We start from the raw sequence: 24,169 nt of genomic DNA on the forward strand, positions 1-24,169 counted from the left end.
CCGCGAGGAGCTCGCCAACGCGCCGGCTCAGGCTTACGCACCGTGGCCGGCTCACCGGCCCGACTGAATCCGTCGGTCGGTGAGCCGACGCCGCGGATCAGGGTGAAGTGGACATGCGGATGCGGGACTTAAGGCTCTCTGAAGGGTTCTGTAGTCCCTTCCGAGGCGAGGGCGAGCCGTGTCGGGACCTGCCGGGGGGCACGGCGTCCGCCGTGTTCACGGGAATCGGCGACGTGGGCGCGATCGTCCTGGGCGTCGTCGTCCACAAGGACCACGGCCGACTGCGACGAGTGACGTTATACGGGCAGTCCTCGGGTACTCGCCTCATCGTGCCGAGGGCGCTGACCGGACGTCAGCCCCTTGGCAGCAACGATCGCGACAGAGAGGGAAGTTCTCAGATGAGCACGGTCAAGGAAGCGGTGGACGTCGAGGTTCCCGTGCACACCGCCTACAACCAGTGGACCCAGTTCGAGGAGTTCCCGCATTTCATGGAGGGGGTCGAGGAGGTCAGGCAGCTGGACGAGCGGCACAACCACTGGATCACCCAGGTCAGCGGAGTGAAGCGCGAGTTCGACACCGAAATCGTGGACCAGCTCCCCGACGAGCGCATCACGTGGCGTACCACCACGGGTGACACCAGCCAGAAGGGCACGGTCCGCTTCCAGCGCCTGGACGACACGCACACCCGGGTCGAACTCGTCATGAATGTCGAGCCCACCGGCGTCGCGGAGAAGACCGGCGACATGCTGGGAGTCATCGACCGACGGGTGAAGGGCGACATGCAGCGCTTCAAGGAGTACATCGAGAAGCGCGGCGACGAGTCTGGAGCCTGGCGCGGGCGCATCAGGCCGGGTGAGTGATCCCGCCACCACCCGCTCCTCACCGGCCGAGCGGCCACGCGACGCGGATGGGCCCGCCCCCCTCAGCAAGGGGGCGGGCCCACCTGTGTGTCCGGGCACCCGCCACCAGGCGTGAGCACCGCCGATCCAGGTCGCGGACGTCGCGGCGGGCCACAGGACGCGGAGGTGCCGGCTGGAGTGAGGCAAGGCCCAAGGCTTGATAGTTAGCCTGACAACAGTTAGCGTGCTAACTATGAGTGGATCGAACCGAGAGAGCACGTTGGAGCTGATGCGGTGGGTTGTGTGGGCGCAGCGACGCATCGCTGAGGACTGGATACGGGAACGCGGCCTCACGCACGAGCAGAGCGCCGTGTTGGCGTACCTGTCGAAGAACCCGGACGCCATTCAGCGTGACGTCGCGCAGGCCATGCGCACCAGCGCGCCGAGCGTCTCGCGGCTCCTGGCCGGACTCGAGCGGCGCGGACTCGTGGAGCGCCAGACACAGGAGAGTGACACGCGCAGCCGCCGGGTGCAGGTCACTCCGGCGGGCTCCGAGCTGATCCAAGGATTCGAAGAGGCCATGGACGGCGTCGAGGAGTCGATCCTCGCGCCGCTGGGCGCCGCAGGGCAGGCGCGGCTCCATGAACTCCTGGAACAGCTCGCGTCCCGGATCGATCCACCCAGCTCTCCCTGAACCGGCTCTACCGCACCGCACGGCACGGCGGGCCGGGAGCCTCGCGGGCGGGACCACCGGTTCCTCCAGCAGCAGTAAGGAACACAGGTATGACCCAGATCACGATCATCGGTGCCGGTCTTGCGGGACTGACACTGGCACGAACCCTGGCGGTTCACGGAATCCCGTCCACGGTGTACGAAGCGGAGGCGTCTGCCCAGGCCCGGGGCCAAGGCGGCATGCTCGACATCCACGATTACAACGGACAGCACGGGATCCGTGCCGCCGGCCTGATGGACGGCTTCCGATCCCTCGTCCTCGAAGGCCGCCAGGCGTCCCGCGACGTGACACCTGACGGCACTGTCCTGGCGGACCGGCCCGATGACCCCGCCGGAGGCCGCCCCGAGGTACAGCGTGGCGAGCTTCGGCAGTTGCTGCTGGACTCCCTGCCCCCCGACAGCGTCGTCTGGGGCCACAGGACTCGGAGTGTCCGGACCCTCGCCGACGGTCGTCACGAAGTGACCTTCGCCAACGGATCGACGATCGGCACCGACATCCTGGTCGGTGCCGACGGCGCCTGGTCGAAGGTCCGGCCGCTGCTGTCCGATGCCACGCCCGCCTATGCCGGACGCTCGATGATCGAGACGTACCTGTTTGAGAGCGGCACCCGGCACCCCGACACCCTGGCGCTGGTCGGCGGCGGATCGATGACCGCCTACGACGAATCCACCCGCATCGGTCTCGGCGTGCAGCGCGAGCGCGCGGACACCCTGCACTCCTACGCCATGTTCGACCAGCCGCTCGACTGGTTCGACGGCATCGACTTCAATGACGGCCCCGCGGCCGCCCGGACGGTCGCGGCGATGTTCGAGGGATGGGCTCCGGAGCTCGTGGCCCTGGTCGCGGACAGCGACATACCGCCGGTCTTCCGCCCCTTGTACGGGCTACCGATCGGACACCGCTGGGAACATGTACCCGGGGTCACGCTCGTCGGAGACGCCGCCCACCTGGCACCACCGGACGGCGAAGGAGCCAACTGGGCCCTCTTCGACGCAGCACAGCTCGGCAACGCCATCGCCCAACAGCCCGAGAACGTCGACGCGGCCATCCGCGCCTACGAAGCCGGGCTCTTCCCGCGAAACATCGACACGGCGACTGCCGCCGCAGCCTACTACCCCGAATTCAAACCGCACTGACCCACAGCAACCGGACAAGCCTGAGAATCACCGCAGGCGTTGGAGTGCAGTCGTCCTTACCGCAATGCTGGAGTACATGTGTGTTTCGGCGGCTCGGTAGTCGGCGCGTTACGACGAGCCCCGTAACGCGATCAGACTGTCTACGGACGGACACAGCTGACGAGCCCTTCGCGAGGGCGCGCCTGGGGCGTTCGGAGCGGCGCCCGGCGGGCGGTCAGGCGCCGAGGCCGTACCAGCGGGCGGCCGTGGTGCCGAAGACCGCCTCGCGTTCCTCCGTTCCGAGACCCGCGGTGAGGGTCTCGGCGAGCGTGAGCACCTCGTCGTACCCGGCCGCCAGCAGGCACACCGGCCAGTCCGAGCCGTACATGAGACGCTGCGGACCCAGGGCCGACAGCAGCACGTCGGTGAACGGGCGCAGCGCGCGGACCGGATCCCCGGTGGTGCGGGTCACCAGACCGGACAGTTTGACGACGACGTTGGGGCTCACCGCCAGAGCAGCCATGTGCCCCGCCCAGAGGGCGAACGCGTCCGGGTCGGTCACCGGGTTGCCCGCGTGGTCCAGGACGAAGCGGACCTCCGGCAGTCCCCGTACCGCGCGTACCGCGGCCGGCAGTTGGTCCACGCTGACGAGCAGGTCGTGGACGAGGCCCGCTTCGGCGGCCGCACGCAGCCCGCGGCGGACCTCGGACCGGGCGAGCCAGTCCGGGTCCGCCTCGTCCGTCACCGGGTGCCGCAGGCCCACCAGGGCCCGGCCGCCGGGACCCTCGCGCACCGCGGCGAGGCGGTCGGCGACGGCCGGGTCGGTGAGGTCGGCCCAGCCGACGACCCCCCTCGTGTGCGGGTCCCCGGCGGCCAGGGCCAGCAGTTCCGCCGTCTCCTCGGCCACGGCACACGTCTGCACCACGACGGTGGCGTCGATCGCGTTCCGCAGCAGGGCCGGGCGCAGGTCGTCGGCCGTGTAGGTGCGGTGCAGGACCGGACTGCCGTGGGTCCACGGCAGGTCACGGACGGCCAGGTCCCACACATGATGATGGGCGTCGACGCGCACGAAGCCGTCTCACCCCTCCTTGCGCAGCCGCAGGCTGTCCATGCCGCCGTCCACGGCCAGGCACGTGCCCGTGGTGGACCCGGCGGCCGGCGAGGCGAGGTAGGCGATCGCGGCGGCGACCTCGTCGGCGGCGACCAGGCGGCCGTGCGGCTGCCGGGCCGCCAGGGCGGTGTACTCGGCGGCGGGATCGGCGGCCCGGTCCAGCAGCCGGCCGATCCAGGGCGTGTCCGCGGTCCCGGGGTTGACCGCGTTGACCCGGATGCCCTCCGGCAGCAGGTCGGCGGCCATGGCCCGGGTCATCGCCACCACGGCGCCCTTGCCGGCCGAGTACAGCACCCGCTGGGGCAGCCCGGCGGTGGCCGCGATGGAGCCGACGTTGACGACCGCCGCGTGGACGGAGGCCCGCAGGGCGGGCAGCGCGGCCCGGGTGACCCGGACCATGCCGACGACGTTGGTGTCCAGGACGCGGTGCCACTCCTCGTCGGAGTTGTCCTCGACGCCGCCCTGCGCCCCGATCCCCGCGTTGTTGACCACGATGTCGAGTCCACCGAGCCGGGAGACCGCCGCGTCGACGGCGGCCATCACCGAGGCGTCGTCGCGTATGTCCGCGCGCAGGGTCGCCGCGAAGTCGGCGGGCTCCGGTTCGGACAGGTCCAGGACGGCCACGCGGGCGCCCTGAGCGGTGAGCAGCCGGGCGGTGGCCAGGCCGATCCCGGAGGCGCCGCCGGTGACCAGCGCGGTGAGACCGGCGAAGGGCACCGCGCCGGGTAGTGCGGAACCGGTCGTTGTCATATGTGCTCTCTCCCCATGGTCGTCGGTCCTGGTCCTGTGTCTGCCCGTGGCCCGGCGCCCGCTGTCACGGCACCGGGACGGCCGGGGCGAGCAGGTGCGCCTCGCGCAGCTCCGCCCACATCGCGGCTGGGATCGGGTGACGGGCCAGTTCGAGATTGCCCGTCACCTCCTGCGGCGACGCGGCGCCCACAACGACGGACACCACGGCCGGGTGCCCGAACGGGAACTGCTGGGCCGCGGCCCGCAGTGGCACCCCGTGCCGTGCGCAGACGTCGTCGAGCGCGAGCGCCCGTCGCAGCACGTCGTCCGGTACGGGGTGGTAGTGGTACGGCGCGCCGGGCCGGGGGTCCGCCAGCAGCCCGGAGTTGAACACGCCTCCGGCGATCACCCCGACGCCCCGTTCGGCGCACAGGGGCAGCAGGCCGGCCAGCGCGGGCTGCTCCAGCAGTGTGTAGCGGCCGGCGATCAGCACCACGTCCAGGTCGGTGCGCCGCACCAGCTCCGCCAGCGGCGCGCTGTGGTTCATCCCGGCGCCGACGGCGCCGACGACTCCCTCGTCCCGCAGGCGCAGCAGCGTGGGCACGGCGTGCCGTACCGCCTCGTCGAGATGGTCCTCGGGGTCGTGCACGTGCACGACGTCGAACCGGTCGACACCGAGACGTGCCATGCTGCCTTCGAGGCTGCGCAGGACGTCGTCGCGGCCGAACGCGTGCCGGGGCTCGGCGCCTTCGGTGACCTGCCAGCCGACCTTGGTGGACAGCTGGAACCGGGCGCGGTCCACGGTGGCCAGCGCCCTGCCGACCCGTCGCTCGGACAGGCCGTCGCCGTACAGCGGAGCCGTGTCGATCAACGTGGCCCCGCCGTCGACGGCGGCGTGCACGGTGGCCGCGGCGACGTCGGGATCCACCTCGTGGTAGAGATTGCCGATCGGGGCGCAGCCGAGGCCGAAGCGGGGCAGGGCGAGCCGTCGGCCGGGGGCCGGGGTCACCGCTTCGAGGCACGCCACTGCTCGTACTCCTCCCTGCTGTCGGGGCTCAGGGGGTAGTAGTCCGACAGCCGCGCGCCCTGGTCGATGCGCATCCGGCTGAATTCCTCCCACTGCTCGTGGTCGGAGGCGCTGTCGACGATCTCCTGGGCCTTGGACACCGGGACCACCACGGCGCCGTCGTCGTCGGCGACGACGAGGTCGCCGGGCAGGGTGAGGACACCGCCGGCCGCCACGGGCACGTCGTAGGCCCAGGGGAACAGCTCGGATTGGGAGGCGTAGTGCGGGGTGGTGCCGGTGCACCAGATCGGGACGCCGAGTTCGCGGACACGGGGCGCGTCCCGGATGCGCCCGTCGACGACGATGCCGGCACCGCCCTTGCGCTTGAAGTAACGCACCAGCATGTCGCCGAGGCAGCCGGTGAAGGCACTGCCGTAGGCCTGGACGACGAGGACGTCGCCGGGCTGGACCTCTTCGAGGACCGCCCACAGGGCCGTGCTGCGCTCGACGTACTCCTGGGCCAGGCCGCTGGCGACGTCCTCGCGCTGCGGCATGAACTGGAGGGTGCGGGCCGGGCCCGTGACCTTGTTGCCGAGTTCCAGGGCGGTGGGTCCGGACAGGTAGCTGCGGCGGATGCCGAGTTCGTGGAGCTTGGCGCAGGCGGTGGCGGAGCTGACCCGGTTCAGGCTCCTCACCAGCTCGCCGTCGGGGCGGTCCCAGGGCGCACCGTGCACGGGCAGGTCCCACACGGGCTGGGCGCCAGCCGCGACGCCGTCGGCCTCGTGGCCCGCGGGACGGGGGAGTGACATGGTCATCGGGTTCTCCGGAAGGTCGTGGGGGATGCGTGGTGGGCGAAGGGTCGGGCGTTGAGGAGCATGTCCAGCCGCAGCCGGATGCGGCGCCCCGGGGGCAGGACGATGTGGAGGCTGTGGTCGTTGACCGGTGCCGAGTGTTCCGTCTCGGGGCCGGTCGGCAGGTGGTAGTCGTGGGAGTCGCCCGGATAGTGCTCGCCGCCGCCGGTCCAGTGGGCCTCGGTGATCAGGTGCTCGCCGAAGCCGCCCGCGAGCAGCCGCAGCCGGCGGGTGTGCACCGTACTGAGGTTGACCAACTGCACGGTGGTGCCGCCGGCGTCGAGGTGTTCGACGAGGGCGGCGACGTCCCACGGGAGCCCGGGGCGGGCGGCGTCCAGGTCGTCGTAGCGCACCCGGGCGAGCGGCAGGCCACCGTTGTAGAGGGTCTGCGGCGCTCCGGCGGTGAGCTGGGTGAGCACCTCGGTGACCACCGGGTTCACCCGCTGCCACTTGTGCAGGTCGAGGTCGTCGGTGTCGGCGTCCTCGGCCGTCATCAGGGCGGTGCGGTGGGCGACCTGAGCGAGGGCCATACGCAGGGCACGCTCGGGGTAGTCGGGGTTGTCACCGTCGAGGTAGGCCAGCCACGGCGCCTCGTGTCCGGCCTCCTCCTTGTCGCGGAAGGCGTGCACCTCGCGCCAGTCGTAGCCGGAGTGCTCGCGGACCCGCTCCAGACGGGCGCGGTCCTCGTCGCGCATGCCGAACCACCACAGCCAGGTCCAGTAGGCGACCTGGGCGGGTTGGTGGTCGAACCATCCTTCGGGGCCGACGCGGGTGGGCAGCGCGTTGACGGTGCGTCCCTCGCCCAGGCCGAGGGCGTGAGCCCAGCCGGGGCGGCGGGTCGCTCCGGTGTCGTACGGCATGGCGGTGCGGCGCTGCTCCCAGACCTGGTCCAGAGGCCGCCGGGCGAGATCCAGCCGGGAGTCGGCACGGCCGACCATGCCGGCACTGATGGCTCCGACCAGCGTCGCGGCACCGATCGAGTGCACACCGTGCGGCCAGGTCCAGCCGTAGTGGCCGCCGTACCAGCGGCCTCCGTGGTCCTCGCCGACCTCGCCGGAGGGGCCGACGTTGTCGGGCATGGCCCCGGCGGCGGCCGCGCGCTCGCGCCAGGCGTCGACGTATTCCAGGACCCAGTCCGCCAGGCGCGGATCGTGGTCGTACAGCCAGGCGTTGACGACCAGAGCGGTGGCGGCCAGATCGACGGCGGTGTCCCCGCGGCCGAGCCGGTCGCGCATCGCGTGGCCCATCCGCACGGCGTTGTCCTCGTCGGCCAGGTCGTCCCAGGAGGTGATGCCGGGGACGTCGCGCAGGGGCAGACCGTAGGGGCGCATACCCCGCTGCTCGTGCCCGAACCGGTCGTCCCACTGGGGGCCCAGGCCGGGCCGGGGGCCGTCCGAGCCGTTGTGCGGCGCGCGCAGGGCCCGGGTGACGGGGTCGTAGTTGCCGGTCGTGCTGCCCGGGAGGTACTGCTCGGCGAAGCGCCGGGCCCGCTCGCGGAAGCGCTGGTCGGTGGGGTCGGCGGCACAGATGCCGTAGAACATCAGCAGGGCCTCGCCCTGGTGGAACCAGTCGTAGCCGCGCTCGAACTCGTCCCGGTACAGGCCCAGTTCGGTGAGTTGTGCGGTGACTCCTTCCCAGTGGCGCTTGACCGCGGGCAGTAGGTCGTCGGCTCCGCCCAGGCGATAGAGGGCGGGCCAGTTGAAGAACGCCTCGTAGAAGTCGTCGGCGCCGTCCCGGTCGGGAATGGTGCCGGAGAAGCGCAGTCGGCCGTCGGGTTCGGTGTATCGGTCGCTGAACAGCCGCCAGGCTCTGTCGAGTTCGTCGAAGAGGTGGCGTTGCAGCACGGCCCAGGCGGGCGGCGGCCCGGTGGGCAGGGTGGCGGTGATCTCGATGGGGCGGGTTTCGGGGGGCGTGCTGCCGGACGGCGGAGCCCCGACGGACCTCGTCCCGGTGGCGGGATTGTCGTGTGGTGCGTTCATGTCAGCCCTTCAGGGCACCGGAGGTCAGGCCGCTGATGATGTGCCGCTGCATGATCGCGAAGAAGGCGAGTGCCGGCGCGACGGCGAGGAGCAGGTTGGGGAAGACCACGGCGTAGTGCGTCGAGTACTTGCCGACCGCGGCGTACACCCCGGTGGTGACGGTGTAGAGGCCGCTGCCGGGTCCGAGGATGATCTGCGGGTTGGCGAAGTCGTTCCACACGCTGAGGCTGTGCAGGATCACCGCGGTGGCCACCATGGGCCGCATCAGCGGCAGCACGACGAGCCGGAAGGTCCGCAGCCGTCCCAGGCCGTCCACGGACGCGGCCTGGTCCAGCTCCCTGGGGATGGTTCGGATGTAGGCGCTGTACAGGAACACCGACACGGGCAGGGTCAGCGCCGTCTCGAAGAGCACGAAGCCGGGGATGGTGCCCATCAGTCCGAGGTACTTGAGGACGTAGACCACCGGGATCAGCAGCACCTGGCTGGGGACGAACGTCCCGGCGACGAACAGCAGCAGCAGCGCCGTGTGCCACCGTGTGGTGCCGCGGGCGATCACGTACGACACCGGGGCGGACACCAGCAGGGACAGGACGTTGACGAGCAGCACGAAGAGCAGGGTGATCCCGTAGGCCCGTACGACGTCGAAGTCCGGGTTGGAGAACGCGTCGCGCAGCGGCCGCAGGCTCAGCCGGGTCAGCGGCAGGCCGAACGGGGAGTCGCGGATGTCCTGCTCCGACTTGAAGGCGTTGACGACCAGCAGCCACAGCGGGATCACCATGAACGAGGCGGACACGAGGAGCAGTGGCAGCCGCCACAGCGAGGTTCCCGGTACGGTGCCGCTCCCGCGCCGCCGCGTCCGTGAGGGCGCCGGGCCCGGCGGGGCCTGGTCCGGCGCAGCGGCGGGTGCCACTGGACGCAGGACGGCCGGGGGAGGGCTGGTGGTGGGTTCGGTGGGCATGGTCAGGCCCCCGCTCTCTCGTCGGCGCGGCGCCGCAGGAAGGTGATCGCCAGTGCGGCGATGCCGGTCACCACCGTCAGCACCATCGACTGGGCGGAGCCGTATCCCAGGGCGTTGTTCTGGAACGACTGGGCCAGGATCAGATAGGCGGCGGTCTGGGTGGAGCCCGCGGGACCGCCTCCGGTCAGGGAGAGGACCAGGTCGTAGGAACGCAGCAGGGTCACCAGGGTCAGCACGATGTTGACGGTGACGACCGGCGCGATCATCGGCAGGGTCACACTGCGCAGGGTCCGCCACCGGCCGGCGCCGTCGATCCGGGCGGCTTCGAGCAGCGAGGCGGGGACGGTGTGCAGGCCGGCGATGTACAGCACGAGGGTGAATCCGAAGCCGGACCACACCACTACCCCGATGAGGCTCGCCAGCGCCCAGCCGGGCTGGGACAGGAACGGCAGTCCGGCGTGCCCGGCGGAGCGCAGCACGCTGTTGACCGCGCCGTTGGTGGACAGGAGCGCCGACCAGAGGAAGCCGATGATCAGCGCACTGATGACGTACGGGTAGAAGAAGACGGTCCGCAGCACGGTGTTGGTCCGGCTGGGAGTGGAGATGGCGAGGGCCAGGGTGAGTCCCACGGCGTTGACGGCGAGGGTGCCGATCACCGCCAGCAGCACCGTGATCCAGGCCGCCTGCCGGACCTCCGGATCGTCCACGAGAGCGCGGTAGTGGTCGAGCCCCACCATCGCGGGGTGTGCCGTGTAGCCGTCCCAGTCGGTCAGACTGAGGTAGCCGGACAGCACCAGGGGCACGACCATCATGACGAGGAAGAGCGCGACCGCGGGAGCGGTCATGAGCAGTCCCGTCAGCCGGTCCCGGCCGCGGGCGGTGGCGAACAGGTCGCGCACGGCCCGCGCCGGCCGGGAGGTGGTGGGCAGACTCATTTCGTGTGCGCCTTCAGCCAGGTGTCCACGTTCTTCAGCCCGTCGGCGGCGTCGCCGCCGGTGTAGAGGCTCTGCACCTGCTTGTTCTGCTCCGCCTCGAAGCCGGTCGGCATCTGGTACTCGCCGCTGCCCGCGATGGCCTGGTGGTTGGTGGACTTGTCGAGGAGCGCCTGCACCTCGTCGGCCAGCGGGGAGAGCTTGTAGGGGTAGCCGGTGCGGAACGAGGAGTCCTGCTTGAGCTGGCCGGCCACGGCGGCGCGGTCGGTGGTCAGGAACTGGACGAGCTTCTCCGAGGCCTTCTGGTGCTTGCCGGCCTTGAAGATCCTGTAGTTGGCCCCGGGGGTCACCGAGAGCCTCGGGGTGGAGGGATCGTTGAGCTGGGGTGAAGGGAAGACGCCGACCTCGAAGTCCTTCTTCGCCTGTGCCTCGGCCGCCACGAACCAGCAGCCCATCGGGTACATCGCGGCCTTGCCGGACAGGAACTCGGTCTCCGCGTCGGCGTACTTGGTACCCAGGGCCTGCTTGTCGAGATAGCCCTCGTCCAGCCAGTCCTTGTACAGGTCCATGGCCGGGCCGAGGTCGGTGCCCAGGGAACGCCTGCCGTCGGCGGCCTGTTTGAACCAGTCGGGCTCGCCGGTGGTGACGGTCGGTGCGAAGAGCATCATGACCTGTGCCTGCGTGACCCACTCTCCGGCCGTCTGCAGGGGCAGGTACCCGGCGGACTTGAGCTTCCGCATCGCCGCCGTCAGCTCCTGCATGGTGGCGGGCGGCTTGGCGATGCCGGCCTTCTCGAAGGCCTTCTTGTTGTAGAAGACGAGGGACTGGACCTGTTGTCCGATCGCCACGTCGTACAGGTGGCCGTCCAGTCGCTGGGCGTCCGCCATGGGCGCGTCGGCCGCCCAGCTCAGGTCGGACAGATCCCTGAGATAGGGGAGGACCTTGTCGTTGTGCGAGCCCTCGACGACGTCGGGGGCGTTGCCCGCTGCCAGCAGCTGCTGCAGTGTGCTGTCCACGGAGCCGTCGGCGGCCGTGGGCGAGTCGATCTGTACCTTGATTCCGGGGTTGGCCTTCTCGAAGGGAGCGACCAGCTCCCGCCAGTACCCCTTGGTCAGGTTCGGTGTGATGTTCACCAGCATCCGCACGGTGCCGGTGGCACCCGAGTCCGGGTCGGCGGCCGAGTCCGCCTCGAACCCGCCGCTGCCGCCGCACGCGGTGGTCAGGGCCAGGCCCAACAGGATGCCTACCGCGGCGTTGATGGATCTTCTCCGGGCCATGTCGCCCTCCCTATCGATTATGTTCTATCGATAGGTGATATGATGACTCCTGTCACGCGGTTGTCAAGAGCCTGCAACCACAGACACACGATCATCGATAAGATGCGAAGACGTTCTACGAACCTAGGGGGCCGTCATGGCGGGCGTCGGTGAGCCGCTGACCCGGGTACTGCTGTCCGATCAGGTGTACACCCGGGTGCGGGGTCTCATCGTCAACGGGGACCTCAAAGCCGGCGACCGGCTGGTCGAAGCCGAGATCGCCCGTGATCTCGGGGTCAGCCAGGCACCCGTACGGGAAGCCGTCAAGCGGCTGGTGCACGAGGGCCTGGCCGACCACATCCCGCGGCGCGGCAGCTTCGTGGCCGACGTGTCCTCGCAGGACGCCGACGCCGCGCGGGCGGTGCGGGTCATCATCGAGGAGTTCGCGGCCCGCGCGGTCGCCGAGCGCGCCGACCCGGAGTCCGTCGCGGCGCTGCGCGCCAAGGTGCGGGACATGCGGGAAGCGGCCGAGGCCGGCGACATCGGACGCTTCCGGGACGCCGACATCGCCTTCCACCGGATCCTGTGCGAAGCGAGCGCCAACCCGTTCCTGTCCCGCATCTGGAGCCTGATGGAGCCGAGCCTGCGGGCCCTGCGCGTGGTATCCGACCCCATGTTCACCGGTGACTGGGCCGAGATGGCAGTCCAGCACGGCGTACTTCTGGAGACCCTGGAGTCGGCCGACGCCGACCGCGCAGCCGCCGCGTTCGCCGCGCACGCCCGGGGGGACGAGGGCGTTCTGGGCCACGGCCACGGCCACGGCTGAGCGGGGCGTGTGCGCGGGCACCTTCCGGTCCAGCCCGGCCCGGTCGTGGGCCGGTCGGCTCGAAGAGATCTGAGCCGTCCCGCGCTGTCCGCCGTCTCTCTCCCCGCCTCGGCCTGCCCCGTCGGCCGGCTCGGCGGGTTCTCCGCTTCACGGGGACGGGCCGTGGCCCGCTGATCGGCCCGCCTGTCCACGACGGTTTCGGCGTGCGTACCGCTCCCGTCGGTTCGTGTCCTTCTGGCCGTCTCTGACCGTCCGTCCGTCGCCGACGGTCCGGCCGCCCCTGGCCTCCAGGCCGTGCGCGGCCTCCCGCTTTCCGTGCCGCCGCGGGTCCGCCCGGTCTCCGCCCCGGCGACGGGTGTCACTCACGCCGCGCCGCGCCACGCGGCGTCGTCCGCGCCGCACACCCCCTCACAGACCCATGCCTCCGACTCCTTACGCGATCGCGCCTCGGGACCTATATTGATCGCCGACTCGCGATTATCGATAGGCGATGGGAGAGTCATGTACTGGAGACGTAGTGCTCTGGTCATCGGAACCGCTGCCGCGACGGTGCTCACCGCACTGACGGCCGCCGTTCCGGTATCGGCACACACGAAGGGCACCACGCGCTATGTGAGCGTCACCGGTTCCGACGCGAACCGCGGCACCAAGCAGTCCCCGTTCAGCACCGTGCAGCAGTGCGCCGACGTCGCACAGGCCGGCGACACCTGTGTGATCGCCGCCGGAACCTACCGGGAGACCCTGACGCCGCCGCGCGACGGCACGGCGTCCGCCCGGATCACGTTCCGCGCCGCCCCCGGTGCGCGCGTCGTCCTCGACGGCAGTGCCCCGGTCGACGGATGGGCGCAGGTCAGCGCCTCCGACCTGTCGGTACTGCAGTCCGCCGACCCGACACTGAGCGGCTCGGACTTCGCCACGGCCGCCACGGCCGGGAAGATGTACCGGACCGACATCGCCCTGAACCCCGCGCTGCCCGGCAACCAGCTCTTCGTCGACGGCACGATGCTGGGGGAGGCCCAGTGGCCCTACCCGGGCACCGAGCCGACGCGCCCCGACTACAACTCCGCGGACGCCGGCACCAACGACACGCTGTACGACGACGCCCTGACCCAGCCCACCGGGTACTGGAAGGGGGCCCGCCTGACCTCGCACAACTGGTTCGTCAGCCAGACGGGCACCGTCACCTCGTCCGCGGTCGGCTCCGTGACCGCCTCCGGGCTGGCCACCGCCTGTGTCGGCCTCAGCCCCAACCAGCAGAACCTCTACTCGCTCACCGGCAAGCTCCAGGCGTTCAGCCATTCCGGCCAGTGGTTCTACGACGCCGACGCGCAGCGGCTCTACATGTGGATGCCGGACGGAACGAGCCCGGCCGGGCACACCGTCGAGGCCAAGCAGCGCAACGTCGCCGTCGACCTGTCCGGGCGGTCCTACGTGTCCTTCGTCGGCCTCGGTGTCCGGGCCGCCACGGTGGTGACCTCGTCCACCTCCACGCACAACGTGCTGGACGGCATCGACGCCACCTACGTCTCCCACTACATGGACCTCACAGTGGACCCGGGCAAGGTCACGCCCGCCGACCCCTGCGACGTGCTGACGGCGGGTGAGACCACCAGCGGCATCCTCCTGAAGGGCACCGCCAACATCCTGCGCAACAGCAGGATCGACCACAGCGCCGGAAACGGGGTGCTGCTGGCCGGTTCGGGCAACACCGTGACCAACAACCTCATCACCCGCGTCGACTACCGCGGCAGCTACGCCGCCGGGATCAACGTCCTCGGCAGCGACCAGACGATCACGCACAACACCGTGACCAACAGCGGCCGCAGCAACATCAACATCGACAACAAGGTCGCCGGGACCACGGCCGCCGGCCACGAGATCGCCTACAACGACCTGTCCGACTACGGCAACCTGGTCGTGGACGTCGGCGCGATCTACATCTGCTGCCAGGTGAACCTGGCCGGCACCGAGATCCATCACAACAAGCTCCACGACGCCGCACTGTTCGCGGCCAGCGCGCCCGCGCCCGGCGTGTACCTGGACCTGTCCACGTACAACGCCACGGTCTACGACAATGTGGCGTGGAACCGCACGACCTACGGCGTCGTCCTGATCAACCCCAACGGCGGCACCACCAGCGGCAACCGCGTCTACAACAACACCAGCGGAACCGATCGCAAGTCCGTCAGCCTCTTCCCGGGCACCTACTCGGACACCGAGGTGGCCAACAACATCGGCGACGCCGACACCATGGCCGGAGTGTCCTCCACCCACAACCTGCCCATGGCCGACGGTCCGCAGTTCACCGACCCCGCGCACCACGACTACACCCTCGGCTCCTCCTCACCGGCACGCAACTACGGCCTGGTGCGGCCCCCTGCCACGGACGGCTACACCGACCCGCAGCCCAGCGCCGGCGCGTACCAGTACGGTGCGACGCCGTGGCAGGCCGGGGTGGCCGTGCAGCGCACGACGGTCCAGGCCGAGTCGTACGCGGAGGGCGGCGGCGTCGCCACGCACGCCGCGGGAACCGGCTCGGTGCTCGGCAGCTTCGACGGCGGTGACTGGGTCCGCTACGACGACGTGGACTTCGGCACCGGCCGGAATCTCCTGGTCGCGAGCATCGGCAGCGAGCGGCCGTACGCGGGCGGCCGCTTCGAGGTCCGGCTCGACTCGGCCACCGGCCCGGTCGTCGGCACGGTGCGGGTGGAGAACACGGGCGGCTGGGACACGTACCTGGACCAGACGTTCACGATCACGCCGACGAGCGGCACGCACGACGTCTACCTCAAGGCTCTCGGCACCGCACCGGGCGTCGCGAACATCGATCACTTCTCGGTGGAGAAGGTGATCTCCCAGTAGGCCGCTGACGGCTGCCTTCACCGTCGGTCAACGGCCCCGGCCACCGCGCGCCCCCGGGCGCGGGCGCCGGGGCCCGCGGAGGATCGGCAGCAGAGGGCGGGACCCACGAACGAGGCGCACGACGAGCCCTACGGGTTCGGCACCTCCTGAAGGACCCAGCCATTGCCGTCGGGGTCGGTGAAGTCCGCGTACGTGCAGTAGTTGCGGCGCTGAGGGTCGGGTCCGCTGATCCACTTCTCGCCCGTGCAGCGGTGGAAGATGTCGCTGGTGTCGTGATAGATCTCGCCCACCTCCACACCTCGGCCGACCAGCTCGTCCCGGGCCTCGTAGATGTCCGAGACTATGAGGTGGAGGCCCTTGGACGACCCGGGCGCGGCCAGGGTGACGCCGGTGCCGAAGAGCACCGAGCAGGGCGACCCCGGGGGTGTCATGTGGACGACTCGGTAGGTGTCGTCCGTGACGTGGTCGGCGTCCAGGCGGAACCCGACCGCCTCGTAGAAGGCCTTCGCCCGGTCGGCGTCGGAGACGGGCAGTACCAGGACTTCCAGCTTGAGATCCACGTGTCGTCACTCTCTTACGTTTCACCGTGCAACGGTGTCATCGAATCAGGCGGCATGGGCCCGTTCTTTCCGGAGTGCGCGGTCCTCATACGGGCACCAGCGCACATGTGTCGAGGATACCGCCTGCTCGTCAATGTGACACAGTGTGACACGTTGTACGTGCTCGTCATCTCGTATCACGAGCACCGCGCTGCCAAGGAATGGAAAGGTCAGAGATGATATTGCAGGGCTTGAAGAGGAAGCTCGTCTCCGCGAGCCTGGTCGCGCTCGGCGCGACGGGTGTCACGGTCGGGGCGAGCGCGGCCGCGTACGCCGACACCATGGTCGGAAGCTACAGCACGCAGGCACAGTGCCTCGCGGTGAAGGTCGTCTACCAGAGCGGCGACCCCGGCCACAGCTACTACTGCGACGACGACCTCGAAGCCGGCTACTGGAACCTCTGGAAGCGGTAGGCGCCTCGGTCCACCTCCCCGCATGCCGGTCCACCGACCCAGCCGGTGGACCGCGTGCGGGCGGCCCACGGCGGACGAGAGCGGAGGAGACCGGTCCGGACAAGCCGTGGGCAGTGAGTCATCACGTAGTCGTTCGACTGATGACTGAGCCGGACCCGTCTCAACGGAAGCGGTCAGGGACAGGTAAAGTCCGGAACCGTGGCCGAAATCAGAGGTGTGCAGCAGACGCTGAGCCGGATACGAAGAGAAACGGCGGCTGAACGGCCGACCACGACGCGCCTGAGGGGCGCTTCGTCCGGACCGCTGTCGGTGCTCACGGCATGATCGGTCGGGACAGGGAACTGGCGGTCCTGTACGGCCTGCTTTCGAGCACGGTGGCAGGCAAGGGCGACGCTCTGCTGGTCCGCGGAGACCCCGGGGTCGGCAAATCCTCCGTGCTGCGCACATTCGGTTCTCGTGCCTCGGACCAGGGGGTCAGAGTCCTTCGCGCCTCCGGCGTCGAGACCGAACAGTGGCTGCCGTTCGCCGCGCTGCACCTGCTGCTCCAACCGGTTCTCGGCGGCGCCGAGACGTTGCCGGCCCCCTACCAGAAGGCCCTCGACGGCGCCTTCGGGGCCAGTGACGGGGAACCCGAGATCTACCGGGTCGGGATGGCGGTGCTCGAACTGCTCGCCGACGCCGCCGACCGCCAGCCCCTCCTGCTGCTCGTCGATGATCTCCAATGGGTCGACTCGTCGAGTCGTGACGTGCTCGGATTCGTGGCCCGGCGTACCCGGGACCTCCCCATCCTCATGATCGGCGCGGCAAGGACCTCGTCACCGGGCACGTACAGCCTGGGGACGCACGCCGAACTCGTTCTGGAGCCCCTCTCCCCGGCGGCGGCGGCCGAACTGCTCGACGCCGACGCCCCGGGCCTGGCGGACGCGGTGCGGGCCCGCATCCTGGAGCGCGCCGCCGGTAACCCTCTCGCGCTCGTCGAACTGCCGAGGGCAGCTCAGGGCATGTCGCCCCCGCTCGACGACCTGCCTCTGACCCAGCGACTGGAGACCGCCTTCGCCTCCCGCACCGACTCGCTCACCCGCGAGTGCAGGACGCTCCTCCTGGTCCTGGCAGCGGAACCCACCGCACCACTGAACCAGCTCCTCGACGTGGCAAGTCGTCTCGCGGGTTCGGAAGTCTCCGTGTACGCCCTTCAGGAGGCCGTCGACGCCGGATTGGTGGTTCTGACCGGTCGCACACCCGAGTTCCGGCATCCCCTGATGCGCTCCGCGATCTACACACGGGCCACCGTCGCCGACCGGTTGTCCACCCACCGGGCCCTGGCCGGGACGCTGGAGGGATCACCTGGGCGGCGGCTCGTCCACCTCGCCGCGGCCGCGCTCGGGCCGGACGACGAACTGGCCGGCCAGCTGGAGCGCTTCGCGGACGACGCCCAGAAACGGGGGCAACTGGCCGCGGCCGTACCGGCCCTGCGCCAGGCCGGCGAGCTGGTGCACGACGCACGTCGCCAGACCGGCCTTCTGGTCAGGGCGGCCGAGCTGGCCAGCGAGATCAACGACCGTGTCCAGGCCCAGATCCTGCTGGACAGAGCCGATCTGGCGGAGTTGGGCCCCACGGAGCGGGCCCGCCTCATGCTGGTCTCCGACAAGGCCGCGTTCGAGCCCGATGAGCCGCAACGCCGCATTCAGGACATGATCGACGCGGCAGCGGGGGCGTTCGACGTCGGCAGTACGAGCGTCGCGGAGAACCTGCTGTGGCGTGCGGCCGCCCGATGCTTCTTCCAGGACGGTGACGCACGCGTGCGTGCCCAGGCCGCCGCCGAACTGGACCGGTGGAAGCCCGACCCGGACGCCCCCCACGTCCTGACGGTACGGGCCTACACGGAGCCGTACCGCCATGGGACCGACCTGATCGCACGGCTCGAGAAGCTCAAGCCGGACCGAGAGAACGGCCAGCTGCTGCACTACCTCGGCAGCGGTTCGATGGTCATCGGTGACATCGGCCGTGCCACTCGCTACCTGGCCCAGGCGGCTTCCGTGTGGCGGTCCCAGGGCCGCCTCGGGCTGCTCGCGCGATCCCTGGCAGGATCCTGGCCACGTCTGTACCTCGGGCAGTTGGCCCAGGCCCGTGAAGAGTCCGCCGAAGGGATCGCGCTCGCCGAGGAGACCGGGGAGTGGATCGTCTGGCTGGGCGTCAAGGCCACGTCGGCGCTCGCGGCGGTGCTGCGGGGGGAACGCGAAGCGGCAGCTCGGAGCGTTGGGGAACTGAGAGCGCACAGCCTCTTCCACGTCATGCCCTTCGCGAGCGTCATGGCGCAACAGGTCGACGGTCTCCTCGCCCTGTTCGACAGCCGCGCCGTGGAGGCGTACGACGTCCTCGCGCGTGCCTTCGACAGGACCGACCCGCACTACCACTCGACCAGTCGCTGGCTGCTCGTCCCGGACCTGGTGGACGCGGCCGCGGCCGCGGGCCGGACCGAACAGGCACGAGAGCTGCTGGCAGAGCTGCCGGAGCTGGCGGACCGGCTGCCCTCGGAAATGATGATCGTCGCCCGCGCCTACAGCGCGGCAGTCCTCGCTGCGGACGACACCGCCGAAGAATGCTACGACTCCGCGCTCTCCGCACTGCCGGACACGTGGCCGCTGTCGCGTGCCCGACTTCATCTGCAGCACGGCCGGCGACTGCGCCGACAGCGTCGGAACGTGGATGCGCGCAAGCCTCTGCGGCTCGCGCGTGACGAGTTCGACCGAGTCGGTGCGCAACCCTGGGCCGACATGGCACGTGAGCAATTGCGGGCCGCGGGGGAGTCGGACGGACGTCGGCGCCCGAGCAAGGGCGAGAGTCTGACAGTCCAGGAACGGCAGATCGCCGAGTTGGCCTCGCAGGGGCTGAGCAACCGGGAAATCGGCCAGCGCCTGTTCATCTCGCACCGGACCGTCGGAGCCCACCTGTACCGGATCTATCCGCGCCTGGGCATCACCAGCCGCGGCAGGCTCTCCGCAGCGCTGGCCGCGCTCGGAGACGACCAGCCGACCTCGGGTTGAGCGGGCTTGGCCGGATGAGCGGTGCGCGGAGAGCCGACGTTCCTTCGGACTCGCGCGGCCGGGACGGCCTCACACGAAGGCGCCACGTTCCTGGCGGAGCGCCGCCACCAGACGGTCGAGTTCCTGGCGCGTGTTGTACAGCGTGGAGATCACCCGGACAGCGCTGCCCGGTGCGATACCTGTGGGCGCGACCGTGAGAACACGGTGCTTCTCGAGCAGCAGCGTCGCCATCTGCTGTGCCTGCGCGTAGTCGCGGCATGGTGCCCGATTCACTGCTCTCCCCGGGAACCGGTCACGTGCCGCCACACTAGCCGCATGTGCCACTGTCTTGCCACCGTGAGACGCACTGTCGTGGTACGTGCCTCGCAGCGATCTTGTCCGCGCCACAGCCCGGTCGGGGCCGGTGTGCCGCGCCCTTCCTCTCCGGCGGGTCTCCCTGGGTCCGACCGTCAACCGACGGATGAACTTCCGGCTGTCCCGGGCCACAGTGGCTGTCATCCATATCGCCCAACTGGAAGGAACCGCCATCATGAGTGGTGACCACCACAGTGTGCAGGCACAACACTTGGCCGCACACACTCTCCTCCCTCTTTCCTTGTGTCTCAGCCAGATGACGGGTGCTCTTGAGTGGGAGGACGTTCCAGCGGAGTTTCGTTACGATCCCGACCATCCGCTCCTCGTCACGATCCGCTTCGCTCCCGTGGGCGCCCCACCGGTCACCTGGCATGTCGGCCGTGACCTGCTGTACGAGGGCCTGCGCACCACGAGCGGCCTGGGAGACGTGCAGGTGTGGGCCGACACCCCCGCCGACCGAGAGACCGCATGGCTCCAGATCAACGCACATGGTGGCATAGCCATCTTCAGCTTGCCCGTCCCGGAACTGGAGGAGTGGCTCGACCGCACGTACCTGCACGTACCGGCCGGTACGGAGCCGTCGCGGCTCGGGACCGACGCCTTCCTCTCGACGCTGTTCGACGAACCCGAGGCCTCGTCTCGATGACCCCGGGGCACTTGGCCGGAGATGTCCCCACCCCGCGCTCATCGCAGGCCGAAGGCGCGGATCAGGGTCTGGCTGACGCCGTTGCCCTCGGTGTCCTTCGCCGTCGTCCGCAAGCTCGCGTAGCGCGCCTTGCCCGGTGCGTCGAGCCGCGTCGTCCAGCCGTCCGCCGACGTCCGCAGCGCCGTCCGGTGCCAGGTGGCGCCGTCGTCGTAGGACACCTCCACGGTCGCCGTGCGGATCGCGCCGGCTCCCGCCGCGCCCCTGAGGTGCGAGGCCGTGACGGTCAGCTCCGTGCGTCGGTGGGCGCGGCCCGACAGATCGGCGTCCACCGCGTAGTCGAGCTGCACCAGGGGCAGCGGTGTGAGACGGGTGGGATCCGTGGTGGCCGAGGTGAAGTCCCAGACGGTGCGGGTACGGGTCGAGTACGGGCGGTCCGGGAGGTTTCGGCTGCCTTCCAGCACGAGCCGGTAGGGCTTCGGATCAGGCGACAGATCCCCGACCGTGACGATCCGTTCGTTGACGTCCTCGCCGAGCAGTTCGCCGCCCTGGTAGAGCGAGATCCGGGACGTGTCGCTGTCGGCCCAGACGACGCCCGCGTGCCGGCCGGAGTCGCCCCACGCGGTCATGACGGAGGTGCTGATGTTGTCACCGGCCCGGAAGGGGCCCTGCCCACTGGTGCCGTCGTCGCTGAGCAGGCGAGGGTGCTGGATCGGGGCGAACCAGGTCTCCCGGGTGGTGCTGCGCGGCTTGTACGAGCGCGCCACGCCCCGCTGGCCCAGGTCGGACCTGGAGGCGAAGGACACCCACTGGACGTCGTCGTCCGCGGTGACCCACGAGGTGAGTTCACCCTGGGCCCGGACCTGGGTGGGCACGACGCCCAGCGGATGGCCGAGGAGGGAGACGTCCTGGCGGTATTCGACCGCCCGGCCCTGCGACGTGTCGCGGAACGTGTCGTCGACGCGTGCCAGCTCCCCGGGGGCGGGGCGGTAGGACGGGTTCTGAGGAACCGCACCGTCGTGGTGGCGGACCAGGTCGTAGGCGTAGCGGGGGGCGGGGTGGGAGACGACCCGGAGCGTGGTCGTGCCGGTCCCGCGGAGCCGGGCCAGCAGCCGCCTGCCGTCGTCGGTGCCCAGCGACGCCACGGGAAGCGGGGCGGCCTCCGGCAGGTCGGCCCAGGGGTCGAACTTCCCGTACCCGTCGTTCAGGATCAGGAGCTGACGCGCCCCGGCCTTCGCCGCCGCGGCGGCCTGGTCCGTCGGGGTCACGGTGTCGCTGCGACGGACGACCGCGACGCGGTCCCTGACCTCGACCCGGCGGAATTCGGCCGCGGAGCCGTCACCCGCCCAGACGGCTCGGTAGGCATGTGTGCCCTCGGGCAGTTCGGGCGACAGGCTCTGGACCGTGACGTCGTCGAAGGTCTGGGAGCCCGCGGAGAACGTCAGCGGAGGCTGGATCTGCCGCCAGCGGGTGGCGAAGGTGTACGAGCCCGTCCGCACCTCGGGCGTGGGTGTGACCCACAGGCTGTCGTAGCGCCAGTACTCGGCCACATAGCTGTCCATGAAGGGGAACAGTCCGGTGTTGCCGCGGTACTGGTCGATCCGGAGGAACTGGTTGGCCGTGGCCCGTGGTGTGACGGCGGCCGCCTTGCGCAGGTCGTCGGCGTCGAAGGCGACCGTGCGGTCCGCGTCGAGGACGACCTCGGGTGCGGTGAACATCGCGAAGCCCAGCGTGTGCGTGCCGTCGACGCCGGGCATGGCGGAGTTCATCCACACCGAGTAGGTGCTCGGGGACAACCGGAGGTCCAGGCGGCCCGAGGCGTCCACGGAGTAGACCTTCGGCGCGGTGTTGCGTTCGACGTCCTTGAGGATGACGGTTCCGGACAACGGCTTGTCGTGGCGGTCCTTTGCCGTGAGCGCCAGGGTCGCCCGAGGGCCCTCCTTGTTCACCCCGACCGGGGTGCGGGCCAGCACGGCTCCGTCGGCGCCGGTGGCGACCAGGCGGGTGGCGTACGCGCCGTTGTCCTCGGCCGCGTCGAGATGTGTGATCACGCCGACGGAGGCGGTGCCGTGGGCGGGCACGGTCACCTGTGCGTCCGACAGGGTGAACAGGCCCTCGGGCAGCTCGGCGGGGCTCAGCGCGAGATCCAGCGTGACCGGCGCGGGGCCGGAGTTGGTGTAGGCGACGTCCCGGCGGACGGTCTGACCCGGGGTGTACGGGTAGTGGGTCTGCGCGAACGCGTCACCGGATGCCAGCAGCGTCGAGCGCACCGCGGCGGCGACGTCCACCCGTCCGCTGCCCGCGTCGAACGGGCTGAATCGCTGGGTGCCGGCGGTGGTGCCGACCAGTGTCTCCTTGAGCCGCTGCCCCGTCCAGTCGGGGTGCTCGGCGGCCAACAGGGCCGCGGCGCCCGCCACATGCGGCGTGGCCATCGAGGTGCCGTCCATGGACTGGTAGGCGCCCTCGCCCTCCGGCGCGTACTGCGAGCGCGCGGCGAGAACGCCCACACCCGGAGCGGTCAGGTCCGGCTTGATGGCGTTGTCACCCACGCGGGGACCGCGGCTGGAGAAGTCCGCGAGCTGGTCGACGCCCTTGCCCGGACCGTTCACCGCACCCACCGTCAGCGCCGCGTCGGCGGCAGCGGGCGTGCCCACGGTGTACGCCTCCGGGCCGGAGTTGCCCGCGGCGATGACGAACAGCGCTCCGGTCTCCTCACTGAGCCGGTTGACCGCCTCGCTGAGCGGATCGGTGCCATCGGTGGGGGAGTCGCCCAGACTCATGCTGACGATCTTCGCGTGCTGGTCGCGGACCGCCCACTCCATGCCGGCGAGGACCCAGGAGTCCTGACCGCTCCCGCTGTTGTCGAGGACCTTGCCGATGTGCAGCGACGCCCCCGGTGCGACGCCCTTCTCGACCCCGCCGGACGCGGCGCCCGTCCCGGCCACGGTGGACGCCACATGGGTGCCGTGACCGTTCCGGTCGGTGACGTCCTGGTCCGGCACGAAACTCGCCGTGGCCGCGACGCGCCCGGCGAAGTCCGGGTGGCCCGCGTCGATGCCGGTGTCCAGGACGGCGACGCCCACGCCCTCACCGGTGTTCGCGCCCGACCAGACCTCCGGGGCTCCGATCTGCGCCGTCGTGTCCGACAGCGTGGCCCGCACCTTGCCGTCCAGCCACACCTTGGCGATACCGCCGGCCAGCCGGCCCCCGGACGTGCCCGACCGGGCCGCCGAGTCGCCGGCCCCGGTGTCCCCGGTACCGGTCAGCGACGTCCAGAAGTCCGCCGCGCGGGAGTGGTCCGCGGAGATGGCGGCACCCTGGATGCTGCTGAGCGCCCGGGTCCGCCGGGCACCCTCGGGCGTCTTCGCGCTGCGCGAGCGGGCCGCCGTGTCGGTGTAGGTGACGATGAGCGGCAGTTCATCGGCGCGCGCGTCGTCGTACCCGTCCTCAAGCAGCTCCGTGACGTTGAAGAGCCGCCCGTCCAGGGCTCCCGACCCGAGGTACGGGACGGCCGCGTCGGGATAGACGTACGTGTCGGAGCCCACCGACATCACATGCGCGCCGCCGCTCCTGCCATGGCTGTCGGTCACCGACAGCACGGTCTCGGCTCCGCCCTCGCCGGTCACGGTGACCCTGTCGCCGGTGATCAGCGTCAGGACGCGGGTCGGCCCCGCCGGAGCGGTGGGTGGCGCGGGGGACACCGTCGCCGGGGCCGCCGAGGCGGCCGGAGCCGTCGCGGTGAGCACCAGCAGGGCGGCGATGCCGACGGTCAGCCCGCGTCCGCGGGACCAGGGGATGGGCAAGGGGACCTCACCGACTAGATGTGCAGGGATCGATCGAAGTCAGCCATCCCGCTCGCGAGGCTGTAAAGACACATCTCTGGCACTCCTGTGCCATGTCACCATGTGGACACGATGCA

The 24,169-nt window shown here is 70.5% G+C and carries 19 protein-coding genes; 8 read left to right on the top strand and 11 right to left on the bottom strand.

The genetic code is table 11. The features are described from left to right. Window positions 1–398: 398 nt before the first annotated feature. From BZZ08_RS04465 to BZZ08_RS04475, 3 genes are all read left to right on the top strand, one after another. On the top strand, window positions 399–860 hold the full coding sequence (locus BZZ08_RS04465; protein ID WP_104630796.1) for an SRPBCC family protein: 462 nt from the start codon (window positions 399–401) through the stop codon (window positions 858–860). A gap of 232 nt (window positions 861–1,092) precedes the next feature. Next, complete coding sequence (locus BZZ08_RS04470) at window positions 1,093–1,533, top strand: MarR family winged helix-turn-helix transcriptional regulator (protein ID WP_104630797.1); 441 nt, start codon at window positions 1,093–1,095, stop codon at window positions 1,531–1,533. Between the two features lie 89 nt (window positions 1,534–1,622). Next, window positions 1,623–2,708, top strand: coding sequence for an FAD-dependent oxidoreductase (locus BZZ08_RS04475; RefSeq protein ID WP_104630798.1), 1,086 nt, complete (start codon window positions 1,623–1,625; stop codon window positions 2,706–2,708). Between the two features lie 214 nt (window positions 2,709–2,922). Here the strand turns inward: BZZ08_RS04475 and BZZ08_RS04480 are convergent, their stop codons facing one another. The 8 genes from BZZ08_RS04480 to BZZ08_RS04515 form a co-directional block, all read right to left on the bottom strand. Next, on the bottom strand, window positions 2,923–3,756 hold the full coding sequence (locus tag BZZ08_RS04480; RefSeq protein ID WP_104630799.1) for an amidohydrolase family protein: 834 nt from the start codon (window positions 3,754–3,756) through the stop codon (window positions 2,923–2,925). A 9-nt stretch (window positions 3,757–3,765) separates the two neighbouring features. Beyond that, window positions 3,766–4,548, bottom strand: coding sequence for an SDR family NAD(P)-dependent oxidoreductase (locus BZZ08_RS04485; protein ID WP_104630800.1), 783 nt, complete (start codon window positions 4,546–4,548; stop codon window positions 3,766–3,768). A gap of 64 nt (window positions 4,549–4,612) precedes the next feature. Next, the gene (locus tag BZZ08_RS04490) at window positions 4,613–5,554 is read right to left on the bottom strand and encodes an aldo/keto reductase (protein WP_241965373.1); all 942 of its coding nucleotides are present in this window, start codon (window positions 5,552–5,554) and stop codon (window positions 4,613–4,615) included. Next, on the bottom strand, window positions 5,533–6,348 hold the full coding sequence (locus BZZ08_RS04495; protein WP_198601280.1) for an RraA family protein: 816 nt from the start codon (window positions 6,346–6,348) through the stop codon (window positions 5,533–5,535). The genes BZZ08_RS04490 and BZZ08_RS04495 overlap by 22 nt, the downstream gene beginning before the upstream one ends. Further along, window positions 6,345–8,363: a hypothetical protein gene (locus BZZ08_RS04500; RefSeq protein WP_104630801.1), complete on the bottom strand. Its 2,019-nt coding sequence runs from the start codon at window positions 8,361–8,363 to the stop codon at window positions 6,345–6,347. Before BZZ08_RS04500 ends, BZZ08_RS04495 begins: the two co-directional genes overlap by 4 nt. A 1-nt stretch (window position 8,364) precedes the next feature. Next, on the bottom strand, window positions 8,365–9,321 hold the full coding sequence (locus BZZ08_RS04505) for a carbohydrate ABC transporter permease (RefSeq protein ID WP_241965374.1): 957 nt from the start codon (window positions 9,319–9,321) through the stop codon (window positions 8,365–8,367). Window positions 9,322–9,323: 2 nt separating this feature from the next. Further along, window positions 9,324–10,256: a carbohydrate ABC transporter permease gene (locus tag BZZ08_RS04510; protein WP_104630802.1), complete on the bottom strand. Its 933-nt coding sequence runs from the start codon at window positions 10,254–10,256 to the stop codon at window positions 9,324–9,326. Beyond that, window positions 10,253–11,530 (bottom strand): ABC transporter substrate-binding protein, encoded by a 1,278-nt coding sequence (locus tag BZZ08_RS04515; protein WP_104630803.1) that lies wholly within the window; start codon window positions 11,528–11,530, stop codon window positions 10,253–10,255. The genes BZZ08_RS04510 and BZZ08_RS04515 overlap by 4 nt, the downstream gene beginning before the upstream one ends. A 136-nt stretch (window positions 11,531–11,666) precedes the next feature. Here BZZ08_RS04515 and BZZ08_RS04520 point away from each other — a divergent pair, with 136 nt between their 5' ends. Further along, window positions 11,667–12,335: a GntR family transcriptional regulator gene (locus BZZ08_RS04520; protein WP_104630804.1), complete on the top strand. Its 669-nt coding sequence runs from the start codon at window positions 11,667–11,669 to the stop codon at window positions 12,333–12,335. Between the two features lie 501 nt (window positions 12,336–12,836). Beyond that, the gene (locus BZZ08_RS04530) at window positions 12,837–15,197 is read left to right on the top strand and encodes a carbohydrate-binding protein (protein ID WP_104630805.1); all 2,361 of its coding nucleotides are present in this window, start codon (window positions 12,837–12,839) and stop codon (window positions 15,195–15,197) included. A gap of 128 nt (window positions 15,198–15,325) precedes the next feature. Here BZZ08_RS04530 and BZZ08_RS04535 read toward each other — a convergent pair whose 3' ends face one another. Then, the gene (locus BZZ08_RS04535; RefSeq protein WP_104630806.1) at window positions 15,326–15,757 is read right to left on the bottom strand and encodes a VOC family protein; all 432 of its coding nucleotides are present in this window, start codon (window positions 15,755–15,757) and stop codon (window positions 15,326–15,328) included. Between the two features lie 230 nt (window positions 15,758–15,987). Between BZZ08_RS04535 and BZZ08_RS04540 the strand changes: the two genes are divergently transcribed. Both BZZ08_RS04540 and BZZ08_RS04545 read left to right on the top strand, forming a co-directional pair. Continuing rightward, window positions 15,988–16,209 (top strand): hypothetical protein, encoded by a 222-nt coding sequence (locus BZZ08_RS04540; protein ID WP_241965375.1) that lies wholly within the window; start codon window positions 15,988–15,990, stop codon window positions 16,207–16,209. Between the two features lie 320 nt (window positions 16,210–16,529). Then, window positions 16,530–19,253 carry an ATP-binding protein gene (locus BZZ08_RS04545; protein ID WP_104630808.1) on the top strand — a complete coding sequence of 908 codons (2,724 nt, stop codon included), beginning with the start codon at window positions 16,530–16,532 and terminating at the stop codon, window positions 19,251–19,253. 69 nt (window positions 19,254–19,322) lie between these two features. Here the strand turns inward: BZZ08_RS04545 and BZZ08_RS38760 are convergent, their stop codons facing one another. Beyond that, window positions 19,323–19,484, bottom strand: coding sequence for a hypothetical protein (locus BZZ08_RS38760; protein WP_157953316.1), 162 nt, complete (start codon window positions 19,482–19,484; stop codon window positions 19,323–19,325). A 229-nt stretch (window positions 19,485–19,713) separates the two neighbouring features. Between BZZ08_RS38760 and BZZ08_RS04550 the strand changes: the two genes are divergently transcribed. Further along, a complete protein-coding gene (locus BZZ08_RS04550; RefSeq protein WP_241965376.1) occupies window positions 19,714–20,253 on the top strand; it encodes an SsgA family sporulation/cell division regulator in 540 nt (179 codons plus the stop codon). A 38-nt stretch (window positions 20,254–20,291) separates the two neighbouring features. On the opposite strand, the gene BZZ08_RS04555 is transcribed toward BZZ08_RS04550, so the two are convergent. Next, window positions 20,292–24,053, bottom strand: coding sequence for a S8 family serine peptidase (locus BZZ08_RS04555; protein WP_104630809.1), 3,762 nt, complete (start codon window positions 24,051–24,053; stop codon window positions 20,292–20,294). Window positions 24,054–24,169: the final 116 nt, after the last annotated feature.

The organism is Streptomyces sp. MH60, assembly GCF_002939385.1.
Classification (GTDB): Bacteria; Actinomycetota; Actinomycetes; order Streptomycetales; family Streptomycetaceae; genus Streptomyces.